The organism is Methylobacterium sp. SD274 (assembly GCF_017355285.1).
GTDB lineage: Bacteria > Pseudomonadota > Alphaproteobacteria > Rhizobiales > Beijerinckiaceae > Methylobacterium.
In genome coordinates this window covers 1-24,537 of the sequence record NZ_JADIJP010000042.1, presented here as the reverse complement: position 1 = coordinate 24,537, position 24,537 = coordinate 1, and the positions used below count along the sequence as shown (strand labels likewise).

Sequence of the window (24,537 nt, the reverse complement as noted above, 5' to 3'; positions counted from 1 at the left end):
CCGCTTCAGGTAGGTGGCGACCACGGCAAGACCGAGGAGGAGCGCGCCCGACGAGGCCGTGGCGGCGCCCGCGATGGTCATCGTCCATCCGCTTTCCAGCCTGACATAGGGAAAGCCCTGGACCACGGAAGCAATGCCGCCGACGATCATGACGACGGCGAGCGCGAACAGCGCGAGGATCATGGAACTCTCTAGATGACGCCTGCACGTAGGAAGTGCGGCGCGCACAGTAAGGCCCGGCCCGGGTTTTGCAAAATCGATCCGTGGAGAAATCCCCGTTCACCGTTCGATATCGGACGCCCGTTGCCCTTGGCGGAGGAGCGACTTAGGTACGAACGCGTTGGCCGGATGACGGCGCGACCCTCGCATCCCTCGGAGCGAGACCCGCCATCCTGTGCCACCAGACCCGGGAGACCTGCCGATGACCTTCACCCTGCCCGAACTGCCTTACGCCTACGACGCGCTCGGCCCCTACATGTCGAAGGAGACCCTCGAGTTCCACCACGACAAGCACCACAAGGCCTATGTCGATACCGGCAACAAGCTGCTCGAAGGCACGGGTCTCGAAGGCAAGACCGTCGAGGAGATCGTCACGGCGTCCTACGGCACCAACCAGCCGCTGTTCAACAATGCCGGCCAGCACTTCAACCACCTCCATTTCTGGAACTGGATGAAGCCCAATGGCGGCGGCGCGGCCCCGGCGGCCCTGGCCGCGAAGATCGACGAGGATCTCGGCGGCTTCGACAAGTTCAAGGCGGACTTCATTCAGGCGGGTGTCAGCCAGTTCGGCTCGGGCTGGGCGTGGCTCGCGGTCAAGGACGGCAAGCTCGCGATCCTGAAGACCCCCAACGGCGAGAACCCGCTGGTCCACGGCGCCAAGCCGATCCTCGGCGTCGACGTGTGGGAGCACTCCTATTACATCGACTACCGCAACCGCCGTCCCGACTACCTCAAGGCGTTCATCGAGAACCTGGTGAACTGGGAATACGTCGAGAAGCTCTACGGCGAAGCCTCGAAGTAAGCTCCGCTCTCACGGTCGCGCCGCGGGTCTTCTGGGCCCGCGGCGTTGCCTTACGGAACTGCTCGCATCCATTAAGTCTGACGAGACCGTCGGAGCGCGGCAAACCTCCCCCTTGTGGGGAGGAGTTGGAGGTGGGGGTGGCTGGGCGACCCGCTGCGGAGCCCGGCGGAACCACCCCCACCCTCGCTCCCTCCCCACAAGGGGGAGGGAAGAACGCGCATCGACGAAGCGTTCCGTTTCCCTCTCTCCGGTCGATTCGCATGATCCGCAGCATCCTCTCCGTCGGCGGCTGGACGCTGGTCTCCCGCGTCACCGGCTTTGCCCGCGACGTGGTGATGGCGGCCGTGCTCGGGGCGGGGCCAGTGGCAGACGCCTTCGTCGTCGCCTTCCGCCTGCCGAACCATTTCCGCGCCATCTTCGGCGAGGGGGCGTTCAACACCGCTTTCGTCCCGGCCTATGCCGGCCTTTCGGAGACCGGCGAGGAAGGCGCGGCCAGGCGCTTCGCCACCCGCGTCTTCACCCTTCTGCTACTGACGCAGATCGTGCTGCTCGCCCTCGCGTGGTCGGCGATGCCCTGGGTGGTGCGGGCCCTGGCACCGGGCTTCTCGGACGATCCCCTGCGCTTCGATCTCGCCGTCGCGCTGACACGGATCACCTTTCCCTACCTCCTCTTCATCACCCTGGTGACCCTGCTGTCGGGCATCCTCAATGCCCATCGCCGCTTCGCCGTGGCGGCGGGAGCGCCGGTTCTCCTCAACCTGTCGATGCTGGTGGCCCTGGCGCTGGCGGGGTTCTTCCCGAACGCCGCCTACGCCGCCGCCTGGGGCGTCTCCGTCTCGGGCGTGCTGCAATTCGGCCTCGTCTGGCTCGCCTGCCGGCGCGCGGGCATCGCGCCGGAATTGGGGAGGCCGACCTTGCGCGATCCGGCGATGACGCGGTTCTTCAAGGTGCTCGGTCCGGCGGTGATTGGCGCGGCCGGATTTCAGATCGCCTCCTTCGCCGACACGATCATCGCGAGTTTCCTGCCCACCGGAGCGGTCTCGGCCCTCTACTACGCCGACCGGCTGTACCAGCTGCCCTTCGGCGTCATCGCCATCGCGGCGGGAACGGTGCTGCTTCCGGAGATGAGCCGGCGGATCGCCAAGGGCGACGTTGCGGGGGCGCATGCGGCGCAGAACCGGGCGGCGGGCTTCTCGCTGGCCCTGTCGGCCCCCTTTACCATCGCCTTCCTCACCCTGCCGGGCCTGATGATGACGGCGCTGTTCCAGCGCGGAGCGTTCAGCGCCGAGGATGCCGCCCGCGCCGCTTCGGTACTCGCCGCCTACGGCCTCGCGCTCCCCGCCGTAGTGCTGGTGCGCAGCGCGGTGGCGAGCTTCTACGCCCGCCAGGACACGATGACGCCGCTCATCGCCTCGCTCGCCTCCATCGCCCTCAACGTCGCGCTCAAGATCGTGCTCACCGGCCCCTACGGCGTGACCGGACTGGCGCTCGCCACCGCAATCAGTCAATGGCTGAACCTTGCGCTCCTCGTGGGGCTTGCTTGGCGCCGGGGTTGGACGGCACCAAGCCGGGGCCTCGGCATCACAATGATCGGCGTGGTCGTCGCCTGCGCCGCCCTCGCCGCCACGGCGATCTACGGCCTGCCGATTGTGGAACGGTCGGTACCGGCCCTGCCGCATTTCCGCGAGATCGTCGTGCTCGGGCTTCTCGGGCTCGTCGGGGCCCTCGTCTACGCCGCCTTGCTGCTGGGGACCCTACGGGCCTTCGGCATGCGCCTGCGCCGGGCCTGATTCTCGCGGCTCAGCAGCCCTGGCAAATCCCGTTCAGGACGCGGTCCAGCCGCTTCTGCCGGTCGGTCCGTTCATTGGGATCGACGATGGGGGCGCCGGCCGCACCCGGCGGAACGGTCTGGCCCGTGGTCGAGGTATGGGGCGCCGTGACGGTGGTTTCGGGACCGCCCCCCGTTCCGGTGACGGCGGCCCGAGCCTCGGAGAGGCCCATGAGAAACGACAGACCGAGGATGGCGGCGAGTACCCGACGGTGACGTCCCGGTCCCGCCGAACCAGTGTATTGCTCCTGCATCGACCCTCTCCGCCTCGTATCGCCGACACGCTCGCTTGGCTCGTGTTTCGGGCTTGCGCGTCTTTCTCGGTATCGAACCCGAAAACGGGCGATAAATCGCGCGAGTTCCAGAATTAAATTGCTGGCGATACAGGGATTAATCTCGTCGGACCGACCGGTTTCCCGAGTCAGTTCGGGCGGTCGAAGGTGATTTAGTCGCGGCAGCCTCGACGTTACTGTCCTGCCCGCCCCCGCATCGAGGCCGGTTGGCCGGGAAGACTCAGCCTGAACCCCGTATCGTGAACTGCATCTCCGTCGATGCGGTAGACGCCGATGGTTCGGTCCACGTAATTGCCGATATAGATATGCGATCCCGATGGACTGAAGGCGATGCCTTGCGTCACCGCCCCCGCCTCGGCCTCTCCCGTGCGGCGGACGAGCCCCGACGGATCGATGGTGAGCAGCGCCACCGCCCCGGTCGGGGTGTAGCCGGGGCCGCTCGCCGGAGCGCTTGATCCGCGCACCACGGCCACCGCCGCGTGCCGGCCATCGGGCGAGATCGTCAGGGTTTCGGGCGTATCGCCGATGCCGAGGTGACCGGTCACCACCGGGCGTGGCGCATCGGCCCGGATCACGCTGACGCTGTCGGCGTGCCCGTCGCTGGGCTCGGGGCCGGTATTGGCGGCGAGCGCCAAACGCCCGTCGGGCGTGACCTCCAGGCCATAGATGCCGGGGCCAACGGGCAAGTCGAGGGCGGGATCGTAGGTGGCTTTGGCGCCATCGAGGGCGAGGACACCCACCTTGGCCGCCTTGTTCTTGGCCACGAACGCGCGACGCGCGTCTGGGGCGATGGCCAAAGCCGCCGCCTCGTCGCCCACATCCACGGTGGAGGCCACCCGCACGCTGGTGCCCGTAATGGCGAGGATCGTGACGCTGCGGCCCTCGCGGTTGGCCACGAGGGCGACATCGCCTGTTCGCGCGATGGCGAGGCCCGAGGGCTGGCGCCCGACGCGGATGGTCTCCACCAGACGCGGCGGGTCCGCGAGGAGGTCGATCACGTGGAGCCGGTCGTCCGCCTGCGCGTACCAGGCCTCGCCCTCCTGCCGCATGAGAACCGAACTCGCCATCAGCCCGAGCCGTCCGTCCGGGGTGATCTGCAGGTTGGTGGGCGGCCCGTAGACGGAATTGTCGAGGGGCAGGACATGGGCGAGGCGGGGGCGGGACTCGTCGCTCACATCGACGATGGCTAGCGCATCGCGTCCATTGGGGCCGTTCCGGCCGCCCTCGGGCAGGAAGAAGGTTTTTCCGTCGAGGCCGACGAGGAGATAGGCCGGCGCGTCGGCGGCGCAGGCGGGCGCGAGGCCGAGGAGCCCCGCCATGAAGATTCCGACGAGGCGCATCGTTCTCACTCCCAGCCGTCGCCGACGAGAGCCGCCGTGCCACCGCACCTGCCGATCCCGATGCGACGAAGGCATAATGATCCAGGACCGGAAAGGTTTGCGGCGGATCAAACGCCCGCTGTCATGCGGCCCGGACCGTGGAGAGGAACTGCGACATCGCGGTATCGAGCTGGTTGAACTGCAGTGACAATTCCGAGGCCGAGGCGAGAACCTGGGCCGAGGCGGCCCCCGTCTCCTCGGCGGCCGAGGCCACGGCACTGACGTTGTGGGTGACCTCCCTGGTTCCCGCCGAGGCTTCGGTGACGTTGCGGACGATCTCCTGGGTCGCCGCACCCTGCTCCTCCACGGCCGCGGCGATGGAAGCGGACACGTCGTCGATCTCACGGATGCGCTGGGTGATGCCGGCAATCGCCGAGACCGCCATACCGGTGGAAGCCTGGACGCGCGCGATCTGACCGGTGATCTCCTCGGTGGCCTTGGCGGTCTGGTTCGCCAGTGCCTTCACTTCTGAGGCGACCACCGCAAAGCCCCTCCCCGCCTCGCCCGCGCGCGCGGCCTCGATGGTGGCATTCAGCGCCAGCAGGTTGGTCTGGCCCGCGATCGTCGAGATCAGGGACACCACATCGCCGATACGGGCCGTGGACTCGCTGAGATCGCGAACGAGCGCGGCGGTCTCGGCCGCTTCGCTGACGGCACGCTGGGACAGGCTGGCGGAGCCTTGCATCTGGCGGCCGATCTCCTGGACCGACGAGCCGAGCTCCTCGGCGGCAGAGGCCACCGTGGTGACGTTGGCGGCGGCCGTGTCCGCCGCGGCCGCGGCATTACCGGAGCGTCGGGCGGTCATCGTGGCCGTGGCGCTCATGCTGCCCGCCGTGGCCTGCAACTCCGTAGCGGCAGCGCTGACCTGAGTGGCGATGCCGCCGACCGCGGCCTCGAACCGATCGGCCATGTCGAGCATGACCGCCCTGCGCTGGGCCTCGGCGCCGGCGCGCGCGGCTTCGGTCTCCGCCTCCAGGGCACGGGTGCGGATGATGTTGTCCTTGAACACCACGACGGATTTCGCCATCGCGCCCACTTCGTCCATGCGATCGACGCCGGGGACCTCGATATCCGTGTCGCCCCGAGCGAGAAGCTCCATGGCCGAGGTCATCCGGCGCAAGGGGCGGCTCACGGTGAGTGCCAGCATGATGGCAGCGCCTGAAGCCATGAGCGCGGCGATGGCGACGAGGACCATGGTCGAGATCACGGCACCGTCATAGGTCGCCTGCGCTTGGGTGCCGCTTTCGCGCGCCACGCGTGCTTCGTAGGTGACGAGCTTCTGAAGCTCGGCCAGCACCGCATTGATCCCCGTCGACATGGTCGTGTTGTAGGTGCGCTGGGCCTGGGCAAGGTTCCCGGCCTGCGCCTCCGTGACGATGCCGTCCTGCAACGCCAGATAGGCGACCCATTGGGTCTCGAACGCCTTGTACAGTGCCTTCTCCTCGGCCGTGTCCAGGCGAGGCGTGTAGGCCGCCTGGACGTCGCGCATCTCATCGGCACGCAATTTGAGCGTGGCGGCGACGCTGGCGCGCAGTTCCGGCGTATCCGCGGTGATCAGACGCCCGCCACTCACCCGCTGCCGCAGGACGAGAACCTGGATCCTGCCGAGCATCTCGGTCTTCGGCAGGTGATCGTCCCGCATCTCCCGCGCGATGTCATTGACGGCCCGGAGAAAATAGAGCGATGCCCCTGCGAGTGCAGCCGACAACAAGAACATGATTCCGAAGCTGGCGACGAGCTTTGCTCGAACGGAGAAAGACTTACGAAACATGGAAGCGGCGACCTCGAAATCCGAATTTCCGATGGAACACCGAGCATGTTAAGATCCGGTAACGTCGCCGATCGACACTTGCCGCGCCCTGAGCGGCAACCGCAAATTCGTGTCGTGTCTGTTTCTAGACTGAACTCGACCGAGTCTGCATGGCGCGAACACTGATCAGAGCGAGCATCGGCCGTAGCCACGATCCGGCGCTCGGCCCGGTCTCACCTCGGCGCAGTCTCACTTCGGCTTGGGTTCAATCCGGCGCGCGGCCGAGCGCCCCTCGGATCAGCCGCTTGGCATCCTCGCTGCCCCAATCGGCCGGTCCCTTCATCACGCCGAGGATACAGCCCTTGGCGTCCACCAGCATCGTCGTGGGCAGGCCGAGCGAACCGGTCGCCTTCTGCATGGCCGGCAGCACCCGCCCGCCGGGATCGGCATAGTAGGCGAGGTTCGTGATCCCATTCTCCTTCAGCCATTGCGGCGGCTTCTCGAGATTGCGCGTGTCCACATTGATCGCCGCGACGGTGAAGTCAGTCCCCCCTAGCATCTGCTCGAGCCGGTCGAGGGCCGGCATCTCGGCCTTGCAGGGCGCGCACCAGGTCGCCCACAGGTTCACCAGCGCGAGCCGCCCCTGTAGCTGGGCGAGAGTCCGGTCGGTGCCGTCCGGCCCCTTGAACACGAGGTCCGGCGCGGCGCGCGGAACCTTGGAGACCTCCATGGCCGCCACCTCGCCACGGGCATGGGGCGCGATGCGCGCGATCGTCTCCACGGCACCACGGCACGGTTCTGCCACCGCCTCGCTGTTGCCGCCGGTCGGACGCGTCCCGTATACGGCGAGACCGCCCGCGATCAGGACGGCGACGACGGCTCCCGCAGCCAGGGTCGCCTTGGCTCCGGGCATCATCGTTGCGTCGCCCGACGGGTGGATGGGGCGGCCGAGAGGAACAGTGTCGACATGAGCAACCGGATGTGGGGCGGGCGCTTCGCGAGCGGCCCCGCCGAGATCATGGAGGAGATCAACGCCTCCATCGGATTCGACAAGCGCCTCGCACCCCAGGACATCCGCGGCTCGCTGGCGCATGTGGCGATGCTGGGTAAGGCGGGCATCCTGCCATTGGCCGATGTGGCAGCGATCGAGGACGGTCTCAAGGCCGTGCGCGCGGAAATCGAGGGCGGCGGCTTCGTCTTCAAGCGCGAGCTCGAGGACATCCACATGTCCGTCGAGAGCCGGCTCACCGAGATCGTCGGCCCCGCGGCCGGGCGCCTGCACACGGCCCGCTCGCGCAACGACCAGGTCGCGACCGACATGAAGCTCTGGGTGCGCGACACCCTCGACAGTCTCGACGAGCAGGCCGCCGGCCTGCAGCGGGCTCTGGCCGAGAAGGCGCTGGCGCACGCCGCCACGGTGATGCCGGGCTTCACCCATCTGCAATCGGCCCAGCCCGTCACGTTCGGGCACCATTGTCTGGCCTATGTGGAGATGCTGGCCCGCGACCGTGGCCGGTTCCGCGATGCCCGCGCGCGGCTCAACGAGTGCCCGCTCGGAGCCGCGGCGCTGGCCGGCACCTCCTTCCCCATCGACCGGCACGCCACGGCGGCGGCGCTCGGGTTCGACCGGCCCACCGCCAACTCCCTCGACTCGGTAGCCGACCGCGACTTCGCCCTGGAATCGCTCTCCGCCGCCTCGATCTGCGCCGTGCACCTGTCGCGCTTCGCCGAGGAACTCGTGGTCTGGACCTCGGCCCAGTTCAACTTCGTGAAATTGTCGGACGGCTACACGACCGGCTCGTCGATCATGCCGCAGAAGCGCAACCCTGATGCGGCCGAGCTCGTCCGCGCCAAGTCCGGCCGCGTCATCGGCGCGCTGACCGGCCTGCTCATCGTGATGAAGGGCCTGCCGCTGGCCTATTCGAAGGACATGCAGGAGGACAAGGAAGGCACGTTCGACGCGCTGCAGGCGCTCTCCCTGTGTCTGGCCGCCATGACCGGCATGGTCCGCGACCTGGAGCCCAATGCCGAGGTGCTCGCCCGCGCCGCCGGCTCCGGCTACGCCACCGCCACGGACCTCGCCGATTGGCTGGTGCGCGAGCTCGGCCTACCGTTCCGCGAGGCGCATCACGTCACCGGCCGCCTCGTCGGCGCTGCATCCGCCAAGGGGATCGGGCTGGAGGAATTGGCGTTGTCCGAGATGCAGGCGGCCGAGCCGAGGATCACCGATGCGGTCTATGCGGTGCTGGGCGTGGAAAACTCCGTTTCCAGCCGCACCAGCTATGGCGGCACCGCGCCGGACAACGTGAGGACGCAGGCCACACGCTGGCTGGCGCTGCTCGACGCGCCAGCCGCGACAGCGTGATTCACAGGGCGACAAAAAAGCTCGGCCGGAGCGGATGCGTTCACGGTCGAGCTATGTGATCCTGCCTAAAGCTCGGACCCACGCACGCCGGAGATGTCGATGCCCGTCGAGAGTTGGATGAATCCCGAAGACACCGCCGCCCTCGCGGCGGAAGCCACCACGCTGATCGATACCGTTCTGGCCCGCCTGCCCGAGGCGGACCGGGCTGCGTTCTGGGCATCGATCCGCAAATGCTACAACACGCCCTACAACGACCCGAAGCCCCGCGCCCTGCCCGTCCGCGACGTGATGGAAGCCAATGCCACCGCACCGCATATGGCAGCCTCGATCGCCGATCTGTCGGCCATCGCCGAGCCGCCGCGGGTGGAGATGGCAATGGGCGCCATCCTCGCGGGACCGACCTTCGCACCGGAGGGGCACCCGGCCTGAATCGTCCCAACGCGCCGACCCCATTCGCGCGGAGCCGCTGGTCGATCCGGCCCGGCGTGAACGCCTGATGGCGCCTCGCCGCAATTCCGCACAATTTTACAGCCTGTGTCGGGACAGCCGCTTTGGCTGCCAGTCCGTCCTTCGCGGCGCAGATTTGCCCTCCACGCTGTCGGCGGGCCTTCTTTCGTATTCGAGAACCTGAACACGATGCAGCATCCTCTCCGCCGCCTCCTCGCCGTCAGCGCCTCGGCGGCTGTCCTGGCGACCCTCGGCCCGGCCTCTCTCACCGCTCCCTCGCCGGCACTGGCGCAGCAGGAGGCCGCCACCGCAGCCGAGGCTCCGGCCAAATCACGGGGGCGCGGGCGAGAGAAGAAGAAAGCGGTCAGCGCGCCGGGCATGCAGCAGGCGACGCCGGTCGCCATCTTCGGGGACTGGAACGTCTTCGCCAACGGCCAGGGCAAATCACGCACCTGCTACGCCATCGCTCAGCCCCAGGCCCGCACACCGAAAACGCTCAAACGCGACACCGCCTACTTGTTCGTCACCATCCGCAAGGGTGACAACGTGCAGAACGAGGTCGCGGTCATGTTCGGCTTCCCGCCCAAGCCGGCCGCCAGCCAGGCAAAGGCCAATGCCACGGCCGCCTCCGATCCGATCCTCAGCCTCGGCAGTTCGCAATACGGCTTGGTCGTGAAGGACGAGAATGCCTGGCTGCAGAACCCATCCGAAGAGGCCCGCCTCGTCGGCGAGATGGCCAAACTGGCCAAGGTTCAGGTCAAGACGACGTCCATGCGCGGCACCGCCACCAGCGACGAATACGCGTTGGCGGGCTTCGGCGACGCGATGAAGCGCGCCCGCGAGGAATGCAAGTAAGACCAAGCCTCAACGAGGCGCGCGAGTGTCCGCTGCCACGCACTCGCACAGCCGGGCCCCGATGAGAAGACGTCATCGAGGCCCGCCATTAGGAACCGCGTTTTGCGGAGCGGGCAGGATCAGGCACCGCCCAGGGCTGCCCGTGTGAGCGCGTCGGCCCCGATATCCTCGGTGCCGTTCATGCCCAGTGTTTCGATCAGCCGGCCACGGGCGCGGCTGACACGGCTTTTCATCGTTCCCACGGCGACACCGCAGATTTCGGCGGCCTCCTCGTAGGTGAAGCTCTGCGCGCCGACGAGGACGAGGGCCTCGCGCTGGCTCAGCGGCAGCAGGTCGAGGGCGGCCTGGAACTCCCGCATCTCCACCCGGATCTCCTGCTCGGGCAGGCTGGTGAGCCGCGCGGCATGGACGCCGTCGGCATCCTCCACCTCGCGCTTGCGCTTGCGTTGCTCGGAATAGAACAGGTTGCGCAAGATGGTGAACAGCCAGGCCGTCAGGTTCGTGCCCCGCGTGAAGCTGTCCGCCTTGGTCCAGGCGCGGACCAGCGTGTCCTGAACGAGGTCGTCGCTGCGATCGAGATCGTAGGTCAACGAATAGGCGAACGCTCTCAGGGCCGGAATCGCGCCGAGCAGAAGCTCACGCATCTCGGTATCGGCGCCCGAGGGCGTGCCGACAGGATGGGTATGGCAGCTCATCATGAGGTCTCCCGCGAAGCAGGCTTGGCCGCGAGTTCGGCGAGAAGGGTCTCGAAACGGTCGGGGAGCGGCAGATCCAGGACGTTGCCGTAGAGAATGCGGAGGTTTCGACCGATCCGCCGCCGGGACTCCGTGTCCATGCCCGCTCGGTCCATTCCCGATCGGTCCATGCCCGATCGGTCCATGCCGACTTGTGCGACGCTCGGACCGGGGCCGGCCAAGGCTTCCGCTTCCGCTTCCGCAGACGACGCTTCGCCGCCGCAGGCGTGGTCACGGGGTACACGTTTCCCCACGTCCAGCACCTCGAAAGGGCCGTGGATATCGCTGGCGTCGATCGTCATGGTTCTCCACCGTTATGTCGGTGTCAGTCCTAGTGACGAGCGCTTTAACGCGTTCTGAAAAATGTATTCAGAAACCTTTAAGCTTGTAAAAGCAGCGTCTCTTGCGCGATTCGATGTGTCGAAAGACATCTTATGCGGAAGCACAGCCAGAACAAGCTGAGCCGTAGATCCACACTACATTTACAAATCTGGATGGATGCTGAACGAGAACGGTGCCCCGCGCGGGGATGATGAAGGCCGGCCCGACCAATTCAGGAATCCTAACGGCTTTATGCGCCTCGGCGCGGCGCGTAGGGACATCGATCGCGCCGCCTGAAATCGAGCGGAAATATGAATTTCCGGCCTCGAATGTCCCTTCGGTATCGCACGGTTGTGCACCGCACGGGGCTGCCCGTGCGGCGCGGAACCGCCATCCAACGGGATCATTGGCCCCGCTGATACAGGAGGTCCGATGCCGATCATCCAATCGCTCGCAGGCGATGCGATCCGCTGGCTCACGTGGCTGCCCTGGTGGGCGCAGACCCTTGCTCTCGTCGCCGGATGCTGTGCCGTGGTCCTCCCGCTCCATGGCGTCGTGTTCCGCGCCATGCAGCGCGCAGTGGCGGATCGGAGCCTGTTCTGGCGGTCCCTGGTCTCGCGGACGCATGGGCCGAGCCGTCTCGCGCTGCTGATCGTTTCCGTCACGGCGGCTTCGTCTGCCGCACCCCTCTCATGGGACGTGCGGATCGTCCTCAACCAGATCCTCGTCGTCGCGCTCGTGGCGCTGGCCGGCTGGTGCTGCGCCACCGCCCTGCATATCGCGACAGTGATCTACCTGCGCCGGTTCAAGCTCGACGCGGAGGACAACCTTCTCGCGCGCAAGCACTTCACCCAGATGCGAATTCTGGAGCGCGCCGGCGTGACGCTCGTCGCGCTGCTGACCATCTCCATCGCGCTGATGACCTTCGAGCCGGTCCGGCAATACGGCGTCAGCCTGCTCGCCTCGGCCGGGGCGGCGGGGCTGATCCTGGGCCTCGCGATGCAACCGGTCCTCTCGAACCTCGTGGCGGGCATCCAGATCGCGATCACGCAGCCGATCCGAATCGAGGATGCGGTGATCGTGGAGAACGAATGGGGCTGGGTCGAGGAGATCAACTCCACCTATGTGGTCATCCGGCTCTGGGACTGGCGCCGCCTCGTCCTGCCGCTGACCTACTTCATCCAGAAGCCGTTCCAGAACTGGACCCGCGAGGGCGCCTCGCTCATCGGCAGCGTCTTCCTCTATGTCGATCACCGCGCGCCGGTGGAGGCGATGCGGGCGAAGCTTTCCGAGATCGCGGCGCAGTCGCGCCTGTGGGACCGCAACGTGGTCAATCTCCAAGTGTCCGACGCCAAGGAGAGCGTCATCGAGATCAGGATGCTGGTGAGCGCCCGCAACGCTCCGCAGGCATGGGACCTGCGCTGCGAGGTGCGCGAGAAGATGATCTTCTTCCTGCAGACGGAATATCCCGGTGCCCTGCCGCGCCAGCGGGCGGAATGGATGCAGGCGGAGGCTGCGCCCCTCCCCCGGCAGGAGCCGGAAATTCCGCGCCGCGCGGCGTAACGCGTCGCCGCCGGGGAATTTCACCCGATCCCCGGTGGTATGGCTCGCCGAGCCCGCCCGTCTGGCCCATAAGGCGAGCGGAAGACCCGAGCCACGAGGACGAACCTTGACCGTCACCCAGCTGACCCACCACGACCTCGACGGCTACGGAGCCTCGACCATCGTCGGTGCCTTCCTCGACGTGTCGCGGATCGTCCATATCCCGCGCTATGCCGATGTCGGCCCGGTGGTCGACGCGGAATTGAAGCGGCTCTCCCGCGCCCAGGCGCCCGAATGCCTGATCATGACGGATCTCGGGTTGGAGGCCGTCGCCGTCACCTTCATCACCCGGTTCACTTCCATGAACCTGCGTCGCGACGAGGCAGCGCGGCACCGGCTGATCGTGCTCGACCACCATGCCTCCTCCCTCGACCAGCTGCGCGACCAGGGCCTCACCCTCGCGCCCGTGCCGGAGAGACCCGGCCTCACCAAGGTCGAACTCTCCGACCCGAACGTGATCGTGCTCATCGACGAGGACCGCTGTGCCACCCGCCTCGCCTACGAGCATCGGGAGCTCTACGCCTCGCGTGAGGTGGAGGCCGGGACGACCGAGGAACTCGAGACGCTTGTCGCCGCCGTCGATGCCCTCGACCTATGGAAGAAGGAGCGCCCGACCTTCCGGGGCGGCCTCGCCCTGGACGAGATCTTCTGGGACAACGTCGCGACCCTGATCCCGGTGGGCCATCCCTGGCATGACCGCTTCATCAGTGCGCTGCTGCGGGCGGTCTCCGCCCTGTTGCGCGAGGGGGCATCGCCGGCCCGCGTCGAGGCCGAGATCGCCGCGACCCGGCGTCGCCTCGTGGACGCGCTCCTCGCCGACGAGCCTCAAGACGACCCGACCCTCACCACCCGCATGCGGATGGCCCGAGCGCTTGCCCGGTCGGATGCCCTGTTCCAGCGGCTCTCGGATGGGACGATGCTGTCCTTCGGCCTCGATTCGGGCATGTTCCAGCGTGTGTCCGACCTCGTGATGGAGAGCGGCAGGGCGACCCGCGTCGTCAACGTCCAGCGTACCGGCTCGCTGTCGTTCCGCTCGAACAACGAAACGGCGCTGGACGGTGCGCGCAAGTTCCGTGGCGGTGGCCACAAGGATGCGGCCGGCGGCAAGCTGAATGCCGGATCGGCCTTCTCCCTGGCCGATGCCGTCTCCCAGGTGGAGCCGGTGCTCAACCCGCCCCAGCCCGATCCGGCCTCCAGCCCCTTCGCGGCGCTCAAGGCCTGGAAGGGCTGAACCTCGCTCCTCAGCCGACCTTGCCCGTGGTGAGGACGCCGCGGGCCGCCGCCAGCACCTCCTCGCTGAGCTCATCGTCATCGATGGCGCGGGCCAGGGCGACGGCTCCGATCATGAGCGACAGGCTCGCCAAGGCCCGCTGCCGTCGCCGCTTCGCCAGGGCCGCGGGAAGCAGGCCGGTCATGCGCTCGATCAGGCCTCGGGCCCCGTGAAGGAACCGCGCCCGCAGCGGAGAACCCGGCGCTTCACGCGACACGTCATTGGCCAGACACGCCAGTGGACAGCCGAGGCCCGGGTTCCGAACGTGGCCGAGAGTCAGGTAACCCGCCATCCATCCGTCGAGATCGTCAGGGCGCCAGTTCTGGTTGGCGGCCAAGTCGAACGCCTCGACCGCCAGCGCCTCCTTGCTGGCGAACTGGCCATAGAAACCGCCATGCGTCAGGCCCGCCGAGGCCATGATGTCGGCGACGCCGACGCCATGCAGTCCGCGCTCGCGGAACATGGCCGCAGCGACCTCGACCACCCGTTGCCGGTTCAGCTTGGCCTGCGCCTGTGAAACCTTTGGCACGGTGAGATCCTCCTGCTTGACCTCCCAACATATAGATGATCGGCCTCATGCAAAAGGGGGCATCGCTACAGCGATCCGGGGCAGTCGATGCCACCGGGCTTGATTCTTCGTGTCGCGGGCTCACCGCACGCGTGGCAGGATCTCCTTTGCAAAGCGCCGCATCTCGGCCTCGAACGGCTGGAACTGCAGCATGAACAGGTCGATGCCGGCGTCATGAAAGGCGCGGATGCGCGCGGCGACGGTCTCGTAGCTGCCGACGAGCCCGGCCGCCGTGCCGCCATTGGTGCCGACATGCTGGGCCGCCGCCGCATCGGTCTTGGCGAACATCACGCTGGCGGCGTCGGTACGGGCCCTCGTGGCATTCCGTAGCCCCTCGTCGCGCCGCGCCAGGGCGAGGAGCCGGGCATGCTCGGCCTCAGCCTCGGCATCCGTCTCGCGGGCGATCACGAAGGCGGAGAGGCCGTAGCGCAGCGGCCCGTTGGCGGCGGGCCGGCGCGCGACATCCGCGATCAGGGCCCTGACATCGTCGAGCGGCTGTCCGTTGATGAACCAGACATCCGCCCGCTCCGCCGCCAGGGCGCGGGCCGGCTCGGATTCGCCGCCGAGATAGACCGTCGGCCGTGGCCGAAAGGTCCCGACCGGGCGCAACTGGTAATCCTCGACATGGAAATGCCGGCCCGCATGGGTCACGCGTTCGCCCCGCATGAGCCGGTCCACGAGGCCGATCCATTCCCGGCCATAGGCGTAGCGGTCGTCATGGGCCGGGAAGGGCAGGCCCGCCCGCTCGAACTCGGCCTTGTTCCAAGCATTCACGAGGTTGAGGGCGAAGCGACCCTCGCTCACATGCTCGATCTGCAGGGCCATCTTGGCGAGCACGACCGGGTGGTAGAGCCCCGGCTTGATCGCCGCGATGATCTCGATGCGGCGGGTCAGGGCGGCCAGCGCAGCGGAGGCGGTCCAGGCCTCCAGCTGGTCGCGCTCGTCGTCGTAGGGATTCGCGGTGTGCTGGGCCACCAGGACCGAGTCGAAGCCCAACGCCTCGGCCTCCAGCACCAGGGCCCGGTTACGTGTCCAGCTTGCATCGTCCGGCTCGTCCGGATCGTGGTGGGACGCGCGCGAGCCGTGGACGGCCGCCCAGATCCCGAAACGGGGCACATCACTCATGCGCGTCACCCCGCCCGCGCGGCGGGCGGCTGCCAGATCGCCACCCCGGTGGCGTCGAGCTTGCGGGGGATCAGCTTGGCCTCATAGAACGTGTCGGCGATCTCCTGCTGCTCGCCGAGTTCGGCACGGGTCACGGGAGTGACTTCGTAGGTCCGGCGGCGGTTCACCGTCGCGACGATGTCGGGGGACAGGTCGCCCCAGATCGGGGCCAGCAGCGCCACCGCGGCGTCCGGCTCGGCCTTCGCCCACCGGCCGGCTTCCTTCAGGGCCTCGTAGACCATGGCGACGACCTGCGGGTTCTCGGCCACGAAACGGTCGTTGGCGAGGAAATAGCGGTGATAGCTCGACAGGCCGGTGGCGTCGGCCAGCACGCGCACCGGCCGCTTGGACTGCGCGATGGCAAGAAAGGGGTCCCAGATGACCCAGGCATCGAGACTGCCCTGGTTGAACGCGACGAGCCCCTCGGGCGCCTGGAGATAGGCCGGCTTGATATCGGGGAAGCCGAGACCGGCCTTCTTCAGCGCCGCCGCCAGGATGAAATGGCAGCCCGACCCACGCGATACGCCGACCGTCCGGCCCTTCAGGTCCGCGATGGAGCGGATGGGCGATTCGGCCGGTACGATGATCGCCTCGGCCGAAGGAACACCGATCTCGCGCGCGTAGAAGGTGAGCTGAGCGTTGGCGGCCTGAGTGAAGATCGGGATGGCATCCGCCACGTCCGCGTGCAGATCGACGGCCCCCGCATTCATCGGCTCGATCACGCTGGTGAACAGATGCCAGGACGGTGCGAAGCCGAGGGGCTTCAGACGCTCGTCCAAGGTGCCCTTCGCCTTCAGGATGGTGAGCAGGGTCGAGGAGCGCTGGTAGCTCAGGCGGACGGTGCGCTCGGCGGCGTGCACCGCCGGCGATCCGAGCGACAGGCTCGCTGCCACTCCTAAGCCGGCACGCAGAATCGTCCGGCGCGAGGGGGATGCTCCGCCCGGAGTGTCGTGATTCATCTTCGTCTCCAGGGTGAGAAAAGCACGTCCGGTGCGAGCTTATTACAAGATGAAGCCCCACACAGATTCAGACAGCGCCTGCGGATCTGCGGCTTGACCAAGCATAGGCACCGACCGACCCCGGTGTCTTACCGAGATGCTTGACTTCTCCGCAAGAAAACAGTTTTTTGAATTTCCCCGCCTTCGCGGACGAATATTTCCCACCCCCTCGTCGTTGAGATGCTTATCCTTCAAGATGGCGACAGCGATGCCATTCGTTCTCGAAACGGCACGTTCCATGGCTTAAAGCAGTCGCTCGAGACCCTGCAATGGGCCGAACGCCGGAGATGCACCAGCAAGGACCGCAGATCGTGGTTAGATGTGAGGATGCAGAGGCCGCCAGTCCAGGACCAGTCGCCACAGGCACAAGCACGGCGGCATGATCGAAGCCTGCGAGGCATTCGCTTCTCGAAGGCCTGCGACGCCCATGATTCGCGACGCTAAGCCAACCGACCTTCCATCCGCGATCCTGCTCGCGGGAAACCAAGCATCTTGAGTACATCATTCTTAAATTGAAGATGACGCACAATTAAACGTTTAGTAATACCGACAATTCAAATAGAATAATTCCGATTACGATTGTCTCCATGACCACGCGGCAGATCATGACGGCCTGGATGGCCAAATGGTCGGCATAATGAGGACCGGGCTCGGGCAGGTGTCCCTTGTCGAAATGCTGCATCGGAAAAGCGGCCCCCATGATGCGCAATAAATTAAGATCTTGGATAATTTATAGAAAAATTCGCAACCTTTCAAAAGAGCAGAAGGAGTATCCGTCAGGGTTGTCAAACGCGAATGTGGCAATCGATGAGACATCGATCGCCGCCCGGTCGCAGGAAGACGCCGCTGCTATGGATGCATGATCTCGGCCTGCCTCCCGGGATTGGACATCACTGGCAGCAGGCGCCCAGGCATGGCGTGAAGATCGTCATCGAAGCACGGCCGGCGAACCGGATCCGCCTTCTCCGCATCCGTGAGCGACCGCTCCCGTCGCGCCCTCGCGCATCCCCACACCGGGAGGCGCCAGGAACACGTCGCCGACGATGGGCGAAGAGTTGGTAAACAGATGCGGCGTCGGCGCTACGGCGGTGGGCGATAGGCCCGGATCGGCAGATCGGGGGACAGGCGGTCCTCCGTCTCCACGCTCGTGGGGGCAGCGGGTTTCGGCGCGGCGACGGGAGCCGTTGGCGCAAGGGCGGGGGCCGGATCGGTGATGTAGCGCGGGGCGCCCGTGGCGGGACCGGCCGGCAGCGGAACGGCGGTGCCCGCGGCAGGCGGCAACGGGATCGTGGGGGAAGTGCGCTCCACGACCGGAACCGGGGCACGCCGGCCGTCATCGGCTTTCTGGTTTCGTGCGCTCGGCCGTTCCATGGCACCGGGCGGCTGCGCCGCCGCCTTCGCGGGCTCCTTCGAAGCGCGGACGGACGGTGCCTCGCGCCGGGGCTTGGGCGCCGCACGGGTCGATACGTGCGGTCGTCCGCCCTCGCGCCCGGCACCGAGGGAGAGGTTCATGCGTTCGACGCCGGAGACGAGATCCGCGAGGGTCGCGGTAGCCGTCCGGCACAGGCTCACCCGGAGGGACGCCGCGCGCTCGGTGCTTCCGCCGAAGAGACTGTCGGGGGCCGATCGCCCGCCGGATCGCGGAGCGAGATCGATCCATTGCCAAGCGTAGAGGCAGTTGCTGCCCACCGCGAGCCCCACGGGGCCATAGGCGTTCCGCTTGGGAACGGTGGAGACGCGCATGCCCTCCCCGGGAAAGCGCGCCAGGAGTTCCGCGGCGATGCCGAGGCGGGTCGGCTTCGCCATGGTCAGGGCGGAGCCGAAGCGCCCCCCCGCATCGGCTCCGTTGCGGACGCTGATCTCGGCGTAGTTGCGTGGGCCACCGGCGAAGGTCACGCGCTGGGCGAAGCCATCGCGAAAGGAGGTCTGCGCTACATCCGAGACGCGGCCCGCGCCGGGGATCTCGACCACGGATTGCGCGAGAGCGGCCCGTGTCGTGAAGGCCCACGGCAGGAGGACCAGGGCAGCGAAAACGCCGGATCGCAGGGAGGAGACCAACCGATGGGAGCGGATCATGGACGTTGCATCGAGCTCGGCGCGGTATCGGGCTGATCGTAGCCGCGATTGACGGCCTGCGAATTGGGCAAGGTGAAGCGGTCGGCCTCCGACGCAGCACGCTCCTGCGGGCCACGGTTCCGCGAGGCCTGCTGCGCCCGCCATAGGGTGCCCTCGCCCGGCTCCGACAGGGTGGAGGGCCGCTCGGAGCCGTCATAGCCCGGCAACAGGTTGAAGCCATAGCTCTCGTAGGGCATCGGCCCCGCTCCCGATACCCGGCGCGCTACGAGCGGCATGGTCTTCGAGGCGGGCGGCTCGGCCAGAAAGGCGCCATCCTGCCGATCCGCGACCACCCGCGCCAGGGAGGGCGGAGCGTAGCGCAGGGGGTTCTCCGCCGACACCGCGAGGGGGAATTCGCTGCGCTGGACCGGCAGGGGCTTGGCCTGGCCGTCTCCCGACGCATCGGGTTTGGGCACCCGGCCATAGGCTGCCGTGTTCCGGGCCGGCGCGGCCGGGGCGGGAGCGGCGGAAGCGCCCGGTGCCGGGCGCCCCCCCTGGGACGGGGCTGCGTCCGCTGTCGCGGCGCAGGCCAGGGGTGGTCCGGCCGGCCCCTCGCGGAACAGGAGATCCACCACTTTGGGGAACAGGCCGTCGTAGCGGTTCACGATGGTGAGGTAATCCTGCTTCCGCTTGAGGCGCTGCAGCGACAGGGCATAGCCGGTCACGGCGGATTCGCTCGGAAGCCAGGCGACCGCGTGCTGAAACCATTCCAGCGCGGCCTCGAACTGGCAGGAATTGTAGGCGTACCAGCCGAGGGCCTCGGCCCCCTCCCCCGACGCCGTGGCCAGGGTCACCTTCGCATAGCGGTTGATCCGCTCCAGATCGATGAAGCTGGGATTGGCCTGCGTCAGCCTGCGGCCCATGAGGTCGATGAACAGGATGCTGTTGCCGACATACTTGTCGCGCCAGGCATAGGCGACCTCCTCGGCCTCCCGCAGCATCCCGAGCTCGCGCAGGGTATGGGCGAGGCCATGGGCGATCATGGCATCGCCGCCACGGCTGATGGCGAGCTTGAACCAGTCGAGGGCCGCGCGGAACTGGCGGTGGTTGTAGGTGTACCAGCCGAGCAATCCGGTCTGGCTCGCATCGCCGGAGGCGCGGGCATAGGCTTGGAACGCGGCCATGTCCGCCGCGCTCGGCTCCTGGGCCGGAGCGCCGTGGAGATCCGCGACGATGCGGGCGCGGGTGATGTCGTTGGCGATCGCCTTGAACTCGGAGCCTCCCTCGGCATCCGTGCGCCCGATGGCGATGAGCTTCTCCGCCAGTGCCATTGGCAAGGTCGACATCGCCTTCTGGATCGTGGCCAACCGCACGCTGGTGTCGTTGCTGGTGTCGAGCACGGTCTTGTAGAGGGCCAGGGCCTCGTCCGATCCGGCCGCTCCCCCTTCGGAGGCCAGGGCTTCCGCCGTGGTCCAGTAGCTTTCCACGTCGCTCGGATCGAGGGCACTCGGGTCGGCCCGGTAGAGGGTGACGATATCCGCCGTCTTGCGCGCGGTGGTCAGGGCTTTCAGGCGGCTGCGGAAACTGGCCCGCAGGAGCTTGCGCGACAGTTCGTCGGAGGGGCGCCAGTTCGGGTCGGCGGCGCGGCGGGCCGCGATCGCCGCATCGAGGTCGTCGAAACGCCCGGCAGTGAACAGGTCCCAGAGCGGCGCCTCCTCAGGCGGGCTCGGCTGCAGGGTGTCGAGGTCGGTGGGTTCGACCCAGCCGGGATAGAGCTGCTTCAGCCGCGCCGCCTCGGCCTTCATCCGCGCCGTCTGCTTCTGCGACGCGTAGTAGCGCAGGGCGCTCTCATCGACCATGCCGGCGGCGGCGGAACTGCCGGGCACCGCGATGATCGCGGGCGCACGCGCCGCGTCGTCCGGGCTCTCGGTCTGCGCCGCCAACGGAGCGACGAGGCAGAACCCGGCGAGGGAGACGCCGCAGAGCAAGGCGAAACCCCGCGCCGCTCCCGTGGCGCGAGCGGTCGCCGGCCTCCCCCATCCGCGGATCACCGTGCCGGACATGACAGGTTCCTCATCTGCAGCGCCACCATCGACAGGAGGTGCAGCGTGGTCGGATAGTAGTTCTCGTTCCCCTGCGGCCGTCCGAACCCGTCGGGCAGCGGCATGCCCTTCCGGTCGCACAGGAGCAGCCCCGAGAGGGCGGTATAGCCGCTCTCGCTCAGGGACTCGACCGTCCGGCCGTCGGAGGTGTCGACGATGGGCAGGCGCTCCCGGTCGGGGCCGGACCAGAGCGCGACGAAGGGGTCGTAATCGCTCGGGCGTCCCACACCCGCCCAGACCATGTAGAGGGGAATGCGAATGGCGTTGTAGGAGAAGAGCGGCGGGAATCCATCCGCCGGACGCGGCTCCTCGCCCTTCAGGGAGATCCATTCGGTCGGCAGCTTCGCCGTCCCGAAGCGGGAGCGGCGGATCAGGTTGAGCCCGCTGGCGGTCAGGGCCGCCCAGTCGAATTCGGGGGCCACGATGGGGAGCCGGGCGAAGGCCGGGAAAACCCAGTAGGAAAGGTTGATCAGCGGCCCGTCCGCGCGTTCGGCGGCGGAGAAGCCGGAGACCGCCGGCAGCAGCAGTGCCCCGTTCTTGTCCTTGAACAGGATGGTCTTGCGCGCCACCTCCACGGCGATGCGCCGCGCGGCCACCCGGTACGAGGCCTCGTCCCAGGCCTCGGCCGCTTCGGTGAGGGCCCAGGCCACGAGGATGTCGCCGTCGGACGCGTCGTTGAGATCGGCCACCGCCGGTCGTTTGCCGGGCTCCCAGCGCCAGGCCAGCAGCTCGTCCGAGCGGACCATCAGGTTGGCGCGGGTCCATCCCCAGAGCCGTTCGAAGGTGGTCCGGTCATTGGCGGCGACCGCGAGGAGCATGCCGTAGCCCTGCCCTTCGCTGTGGCTGATCATACCGTTGGCGGTGTCCACCACGCGGCCCGCCTCGGTGATGAAGCGGGACCGGTAGGAGCGCCAGGCATCGGGATTCTTCAAGGAATCGGCGAGAACCGCCGGCTTCGAGGCTCCCGGCATGGCTTCGCCTTTCGCGGTGGGGGCACCGGGCATCGCGGTGGCGGGTGGAACCGGCGAGGCGCCGTCCTGCGCCCTCGCGGGAACGATCCAGGGGCTCGCGGCGGCCAGTGCCGCGCCGAGAACCAGGCCGAGAATGGGATTCACGGTGCGAGTCATCCGTTTTTCCGGCCGATATTGCGGACAAGGGACGTCGTCGTCAGGCCGAGGAGCAGGGCGAGCCCAAGGGTCAGCGCCACATAGATCGCCGGGTTCATCGAGAGCCAGCCGGCGGTGACGAGGCGAATGTTGGAGAGTGAGCGCGTCTTCGTCTCGACGAGCTCCACGTTCCGGGGAGCCACTGTCTCGAGGGATCCGTCCGAGGCATCGAGGAAGGCGAAGCGCCCATCAATGCGCGACCAGACCTCGGGATCGATGAGGCAGGCCGCCGAAGCCTTGAGCAGCAAGGCATTGGGGGCGGTGATCACGGTCACCGACCCGTCGAAGCCGTTCTGCGCCGCCGCCGCCGTCGGAAAGCCCTGGGCCATGATCAGGCTGGCGCCGGGGGGAACGGCGACCGTGGCGGGCGTCGACGGCGCCGCGCTGAACAAGGCGCGGGGGTCACCCACGACGGAGTTGAGCAAGGCCCTCCCCCGCTCGACGACGCCGTCCGCAGCTTCGAGGACGGGATGGCGCGCACGAAGGGTCTCGTCCCATTTCGTGACGAGATCACCGTCCGACAGCCTGGCCTGGGGCGAACGTCGCGCCTCGGCGGGCGCGGCGGAGGCAATGGTCGGGCTGGGGGCCGGCGCGCGCAAGGTCAGTTCGGGCAGGCTGCAGCGCGGCGGCAGGTTGCGGCGAAGCCGGTCCAGGGTCGGAGCCGGCACCGAGCCGGACTGGCCGGGCGCCCGCGCCGTTTCCGCGCGCGCCTGCCAGATCGTCCTGATCTGGTCCGGGTCGAGGCCCAGCCCCGACAGCGTCGAGGGAGACAGGGACCGCACCGGAGCGACGACGAGGGTCGGCCCGGGAGAGCCGCTCTGCATGTCGCCGGCGAGCTCGAAATCGATCATCCGCCCGGCGGCGCCCGCCAGTCTGGCGGCGAGGGTCGCGGCGGCCGCCACCGTGTCCTTGTCGAGGGTGGGCAGGACCAGACGCGGACGGCGTTCGGACTTGACGAAGGCCAGGGCCCCGCTCGTCGTCGCGGCGAGATCGGGAATCCTGGCCGCGTGCGCCAGGGTGGGAATCGACAGGCTCGCGCGGTCGAGGATGAGGAAGCGCTCCCGCTTCGAGTCCGTGGCGTTGAGGCCGCAGGTCTCGTCCGCCGGGGCGGGAACCTGGGCCATGATCGCGACGCGGTTGAGGCCCGGACGCCATTTCGCCAGGGGCAGCGGGATCGTGTTGTTCTCGAACACCTCGCCGCGGGTCTGGGCCAGCGGCACGCTGGCGGCATTGCTGCCGTTGAGATCCACGAGGATGCGGGCGTCCGAGGTCAGGCCGGACGCGTAGGCGCCCGCCAGGTTCAGCATGACCTTACCGTAGTCCGCAGGCAGGAAATCCGCCGGCAGGTAGACGTCGAAGGCGGTGCGCAGCAGCCGCCCCGAGAATTCGCGGGTCGAGACGCCGAGGCTCTGCAGCGAGACCGTCTCGTCACCGTCCAGGATGGTGCCGCGTGCGAGGGACGCCGCCTTCAGGCCGGCGGGAGTGCCGTAGACCTCTCCTCCCCGCGCCAGGGCGGCGATGGCTTCCTCGATCTCGGCATAGCTGGTGCCCGTGACAACCAGGGTCGGTACCCGGTCCGGGCGCGGCGGCAGGACCACCAGCCTCGGCCCGCCGGTGGCGCCGATCGATTCGAGATCGGGCATCTCCCGCAATTCCGCCGCCGTCCCGACGATGAGGTTGAGACCCGACCGGCCCGACATGGGCGGGCCGAACTCCACCACCGGCCGGGCGATGCGACCGATCAGGCCCACCGCCTCCACCGCGTGGATCATACGCTCGAGCCGGGGCAGGTTCGGCTTGTCGTTGGCGACCACCCGCACCGGCAGGGCGCCGCTATGGTCGGGCTCGAGGGCGGGAAGATCCTTGAGTTCGAGGCTGGCGGCAGCGACCGGCGCGACCACGAGCCCGGAGCGCGACGGATCGATCTGCGTCCAGAGTTCGTAGGTGGCGTTGAGCGAGCAATCGACCCGGTGGCGCTGGCTCGCCTGCAGGGAGACGGCGTTGTAGCCGAGCTTGAGGCTTCCCTCCGGAATCTCGAATTCCACCACCTTCACCGCGCCCGGCGCCTGGATATTGGTGCGTCCGACCACCGCTCCGTTGACGCTCACGGTCAGTTCGGAGGCTTCGGGCGCGACCGAGATGGCCGAGAGGTAGGAGATGCGCAGGCGCGGGCGGCCCCGCGTCTGTGCTTCCGTCAGATAGACCGGGAAGCGCAGTGTCGCCTCCTCCCCCTCCATCCGGAACCCGTCGGTGGTGGCCGCGAGGCGCCGCGCCGGGGCGATCCGGCCGACAGGCTCGCGCTGGGCCTCCTCGGGGGGCGCGGCGGGGCGGGTTGCGGACGGCGGGGCGTCCGGGCGGCGCATGGCATCGCCCACGGGCGGCACCGAGAAGCGCTCGGTCGGCCCCGATCCGAGGAAGCTCTGGGCTTGGCCGGCCGGCGTCTGCAGGATCAGGCCGAGGGCGCCAAGACAGGCGAGGACGCGAAAGGTCGACATGGTGATCTGCCTCACGTCCGCACGAGCGGGTCGTGCGACCCACGGCTCGCTTGCTTGCCCGAGCTTTCGAGAAGGCGGTCGTTCTCGAATTCCAGCATCAGCCGGACCCAGTCCGTCGCGGCCT

At 68.0% G+C, this 24,537-nt stretch carries 20 protein-coding genes and 1 pseudogene; 7 read left to right on the top strand and 14 right to left on the bottom strand.

Going from position 1 to position 24,537, the window contains the following annotated elements:
• Positions 1-183 (bottom strand): annotated as a pseudogene (locus IPV08_RS22715) (hypothetical protein); the annotation flags it as partial.
• A gap of 238 nt (positions 184-421) precedes the next feature.
• On the opposite strand from IPV08_RS22715, the gene IPV08_RS22710 reads away from it, so the two are divergent.
• Entirely contained in the window at positions 422-1,021 is a 600-nt protein-coding gene (locus IPV08_RS22710) for a superoxide dismutase (RefSeq protein WP_018041792.1), read from the top strand.
• Positions 1,022-1,281: 260 nt separating this feature from the next.
• Positions 1,282-2,811 carry a murein biosynthesis integral membrane protein MurJ gene (gene murJ / locus IPV08_RS22705; protein ID WP_207413906.1) on the top strand — a complete coding sequence of 510 codons (1,530 nt, stop codon included), beginning with the start codon at positions 1,282-1,284 and terminating at the stop codon, positions 2,809-2,811.
• Between the two features lie 10 nt (positions 2,812-2,821).
• On the opposite strand, the gene IPV08_RS22700 is transcribed toward murJ, so the two are convergent.
• The 4 genes from IPV08_RS22700 to IPV08_RS22685 form a co-directional block, all read right to left on the bottom strand.
• Positions 2,822-3,103: a hypothetical protein gene (locus tag IPV08_RS22700; protein WP_207413904.1), complete on the bottom strand. Its 282-nt coding sequence runs from the start codon at positions 3,101-3,103 to the stop codon at positions 2,822-2,824.
• Between the two features lie 212 nt (positions 3,104-3,315).
• A complete protein-coding gene (locus tag IPV08_RS22695; protein ID WP_207413902.1) occupies positions 3,316-4,482 on the bottom strand; it encodes a YncE family protein in 1,167 nt (388 codons plus the stop codon).
• A gap of 121 nt (positions 4,483-4,603) precedes the next feature.
• Complete coding sequence (locus IPV08_RS22690; protein ID WP_207413900.1) at positions 4,604-6,292, bottom strand: methyl-accepting chemotaxis protein; 1,689 nt, start codon at positions 6,290-6,292, stop codon at positions 4,604-4,606.
• A gap of 244 nt (positions 6,293-6,536) precedes the next feature.
• The gene (locus IPV08_RS22685) at positions 6,537-7,184 is read right to left on the bottom strand and encodes a TlpA disulfide reductase family protein (RefSeq protein WP_207413915.1); all 648 of its coding nucleotides are present in this window, start codon (positions 7,182-7,184) and stop codon (positions 6,537-6,539) included.
• A gap of 54 nt (positions 7,185-7,238) precedes the next feature.
• Between IPV08_RS22685 and argH the strand changes: the two genes are divergently transcribed.
• The 3 genes from argH (at position 7,239) to IPV08_RS22670 (ending at position 9,938) form a co-directional block, all read left to right on the top strand.
• Positions 7,239-8,636 (top strand): argininosuccinate lyase, encoded by a 1,398-nt coding sequence (gene argH, locus IPV08_RS22680; protein WP_207413898.1) that lies wholly within the window; start codon positions 7,239-7,241, stop codon positions 8,634-8,636.
• Between the two features lie 99 nt (positions 8,637-8,735).
• Positions 8,736-9,065: a hypothetical protein gene (locus IPV08_RS22675; RefSeq protein WP_246748165.1), complete on the top strand. Its 330-nt coding sequence runs from the start codon at positions 8,736-8,738 to the stop codon at positions 9,063-9,065.
• A gap of 207 nt (positions 9,066-9,272) precedes the next feature.
• On the top strand, positions 9,273-9,938 hold the full coding sequence (locus tag IPV08_RS22670) for an invasion associated locus b family protein (RefSeq protein WP_207413896.1): 666 nt from the start codon (positions 9,273-9,275) through the stop codon (positions 9,936-9,938).
• 119 nt (positions 9,939-10,057) lie between these two features.
• Here the strand turns inward: IPV08_RS22670 and IPV08_RS22665 are convergent, their stop codons facing one another.
• Both IPV08_RS22665 and IPV08_RS24810 read right to left on the bottom strand, forming a co-directional pair.
• A complete protein-coding gene (locus tag IPV08_RS22665) occupies positions 10,058-10,633 on the bottom strand; it encodes a sigma-70 family RNA polymerase sigma factor (RefSeq protein ID WP_207413911.1) in 576 nt (191 codons plus the stop codon).
• Complete coding sequence (locus IPV08_RS24810; protein ID WP_246748163.1) at positions 10,633-10,974, bottom strand: NepR family anti-sigma factor; 342 nt, start codon at positions 10,972-10,974, stop codon at positions 10,633-10,635. Before IPV08_RS24810 ends, IPV08_RS22665 begins: the two co-directional genes overlap by 1 nt.
• Positions 10,975-11,425: 451 nt before the next feature.
• Here IPV08_RS24810 and IPV08_RS22655 point away from each other — a divergent pair, with 451 nt between their 5' ends.
• Together IPV08_RS22655 and IPV08_RS22650 are read left to right on the top strand one after the other, a co-directional pair.
• A complete protein-coding gene (locus tag IPV08_RS22655; RefSeq protein ID WP_207413894.1) occupies positions 11,426-12,556 on the top strand; it encodes a mechanosensitive ion channel domain-containing protein in 1,131 nt (376 codons plus the stop codon).
• A gap of 106 nt (positions 12,557-12,662) precedes the next feature.
• Complete coding sequence (locus tag IPV08_RS22650; RefSeq protein WP_207413892.1) at positions 12,663-13,826, top strand: dimethylmenaquinone methyltransferase; 1,164 nt, start codon at positions 12,663-12,665, stop codon at positions 13,824-13,826.
• A 10-nt stretch (positions 13,827-13,836) separates the two neighbouring features.
• On the opposite strand, the gene IPV08_RS22645 is transcribed toward IPV08_RS22650, so the two are convergent.
• From IPV08_RS22645 to IPV08_RS22615, 7 genes are all read right to left on the bottom strand, one after another.
• Positions 13,837-14,394 carry a TetR family transcriptional regulator gene (locus tag IPV08_RS22645; RefSeq protein ID WP_207413890.1) on the bottom strand — a complete coding sequence of 186 codons (558 nt, stop codon included), beginning with the start codon at positions 14,392-14,394 and terminating at the stop codon, positions 13,837-13,839.
• A 120-nt stretch (positions 14,395-14,514) separates the two neighbouring features.
• Positions 14,515-15,558, bottom strand: a complete 1,044-nt coding sequence (locus IPV08_RS22640; RefSeq protein WP_207413888.1) for an LLM class flavin-dependent oxidoreductase — start codon at positions 15,556-15,558, stop codon at positions 14,515-14,517.
• Between the two features lie 5 nt (positions 15,559-15,563).
• Positions 15,564-16,556: an ABC transporter substrate-binding protein gene (locus IPV08_RS22635; protein WP_207413886.1), complete on the bottom strand. Its 993-nt coding sequence runs from the start codon at positions 16,554-16,556 to the stop codon at positions 15,564-15,566.
• Positions 16,557-17,675: 1,119 nt separating this feature from the next.
• Positions 17,676-18,671: a cellulose biosynthesis protein BcsN gene (gene bcsN, locus IPV08_RS22630; RefSeq protein WP_207413884.1), complete on the bottom strand. Its 996-nt coding sequence runs from the start codon at positions 18,669-18,671 to the stop codon at positions 17,676-17,678.
• Positions 18,668-20,713, bottom strand: a complete 2,046-nt coding sequence (locus IPV08_RS22625) for a hypothetical protein (RefSeq protein ID WP_207413882.1) — start codon at positions 20,711-20,713, stop codon at positions 18,668-18,670. The genes bcsN and IPV08_RS22625 overlap by 4 nt, the downstream gene beginning before the upstream one ends.
• A complete protein-coding gene (locus IPV08_RS22620) occupies positions 20,698-21,879 on the bottom strand; it encodes a glycosyl hydrolase family 8 (RefSeq protein WP_207413880.1) in 1,182 nt (393 codons plus the stop codon). Before IPV08_RS22620 ends, IPV08_RS22625 begins: the two co-directional genes overlap by 16 nt.
• A complete protein-coding gene (locus IPV08_RS22615; RefSeq protein WP_210348665.1) occupies positions 21,876-24,413 on the bottom strand; it encodes a cellulose biosynthesis cyclic di-GMP-binding regulatory protein BcsB in 2,538 nt (845 codons plus the stop codon). The genes IPV08_RS22620 and IPV08_RS22615 overlap by 4 nt, the downstream gene beginning before the upstream one ends.
• Positions 24,414-24,537: the final 124 nt, after the last annotated feature.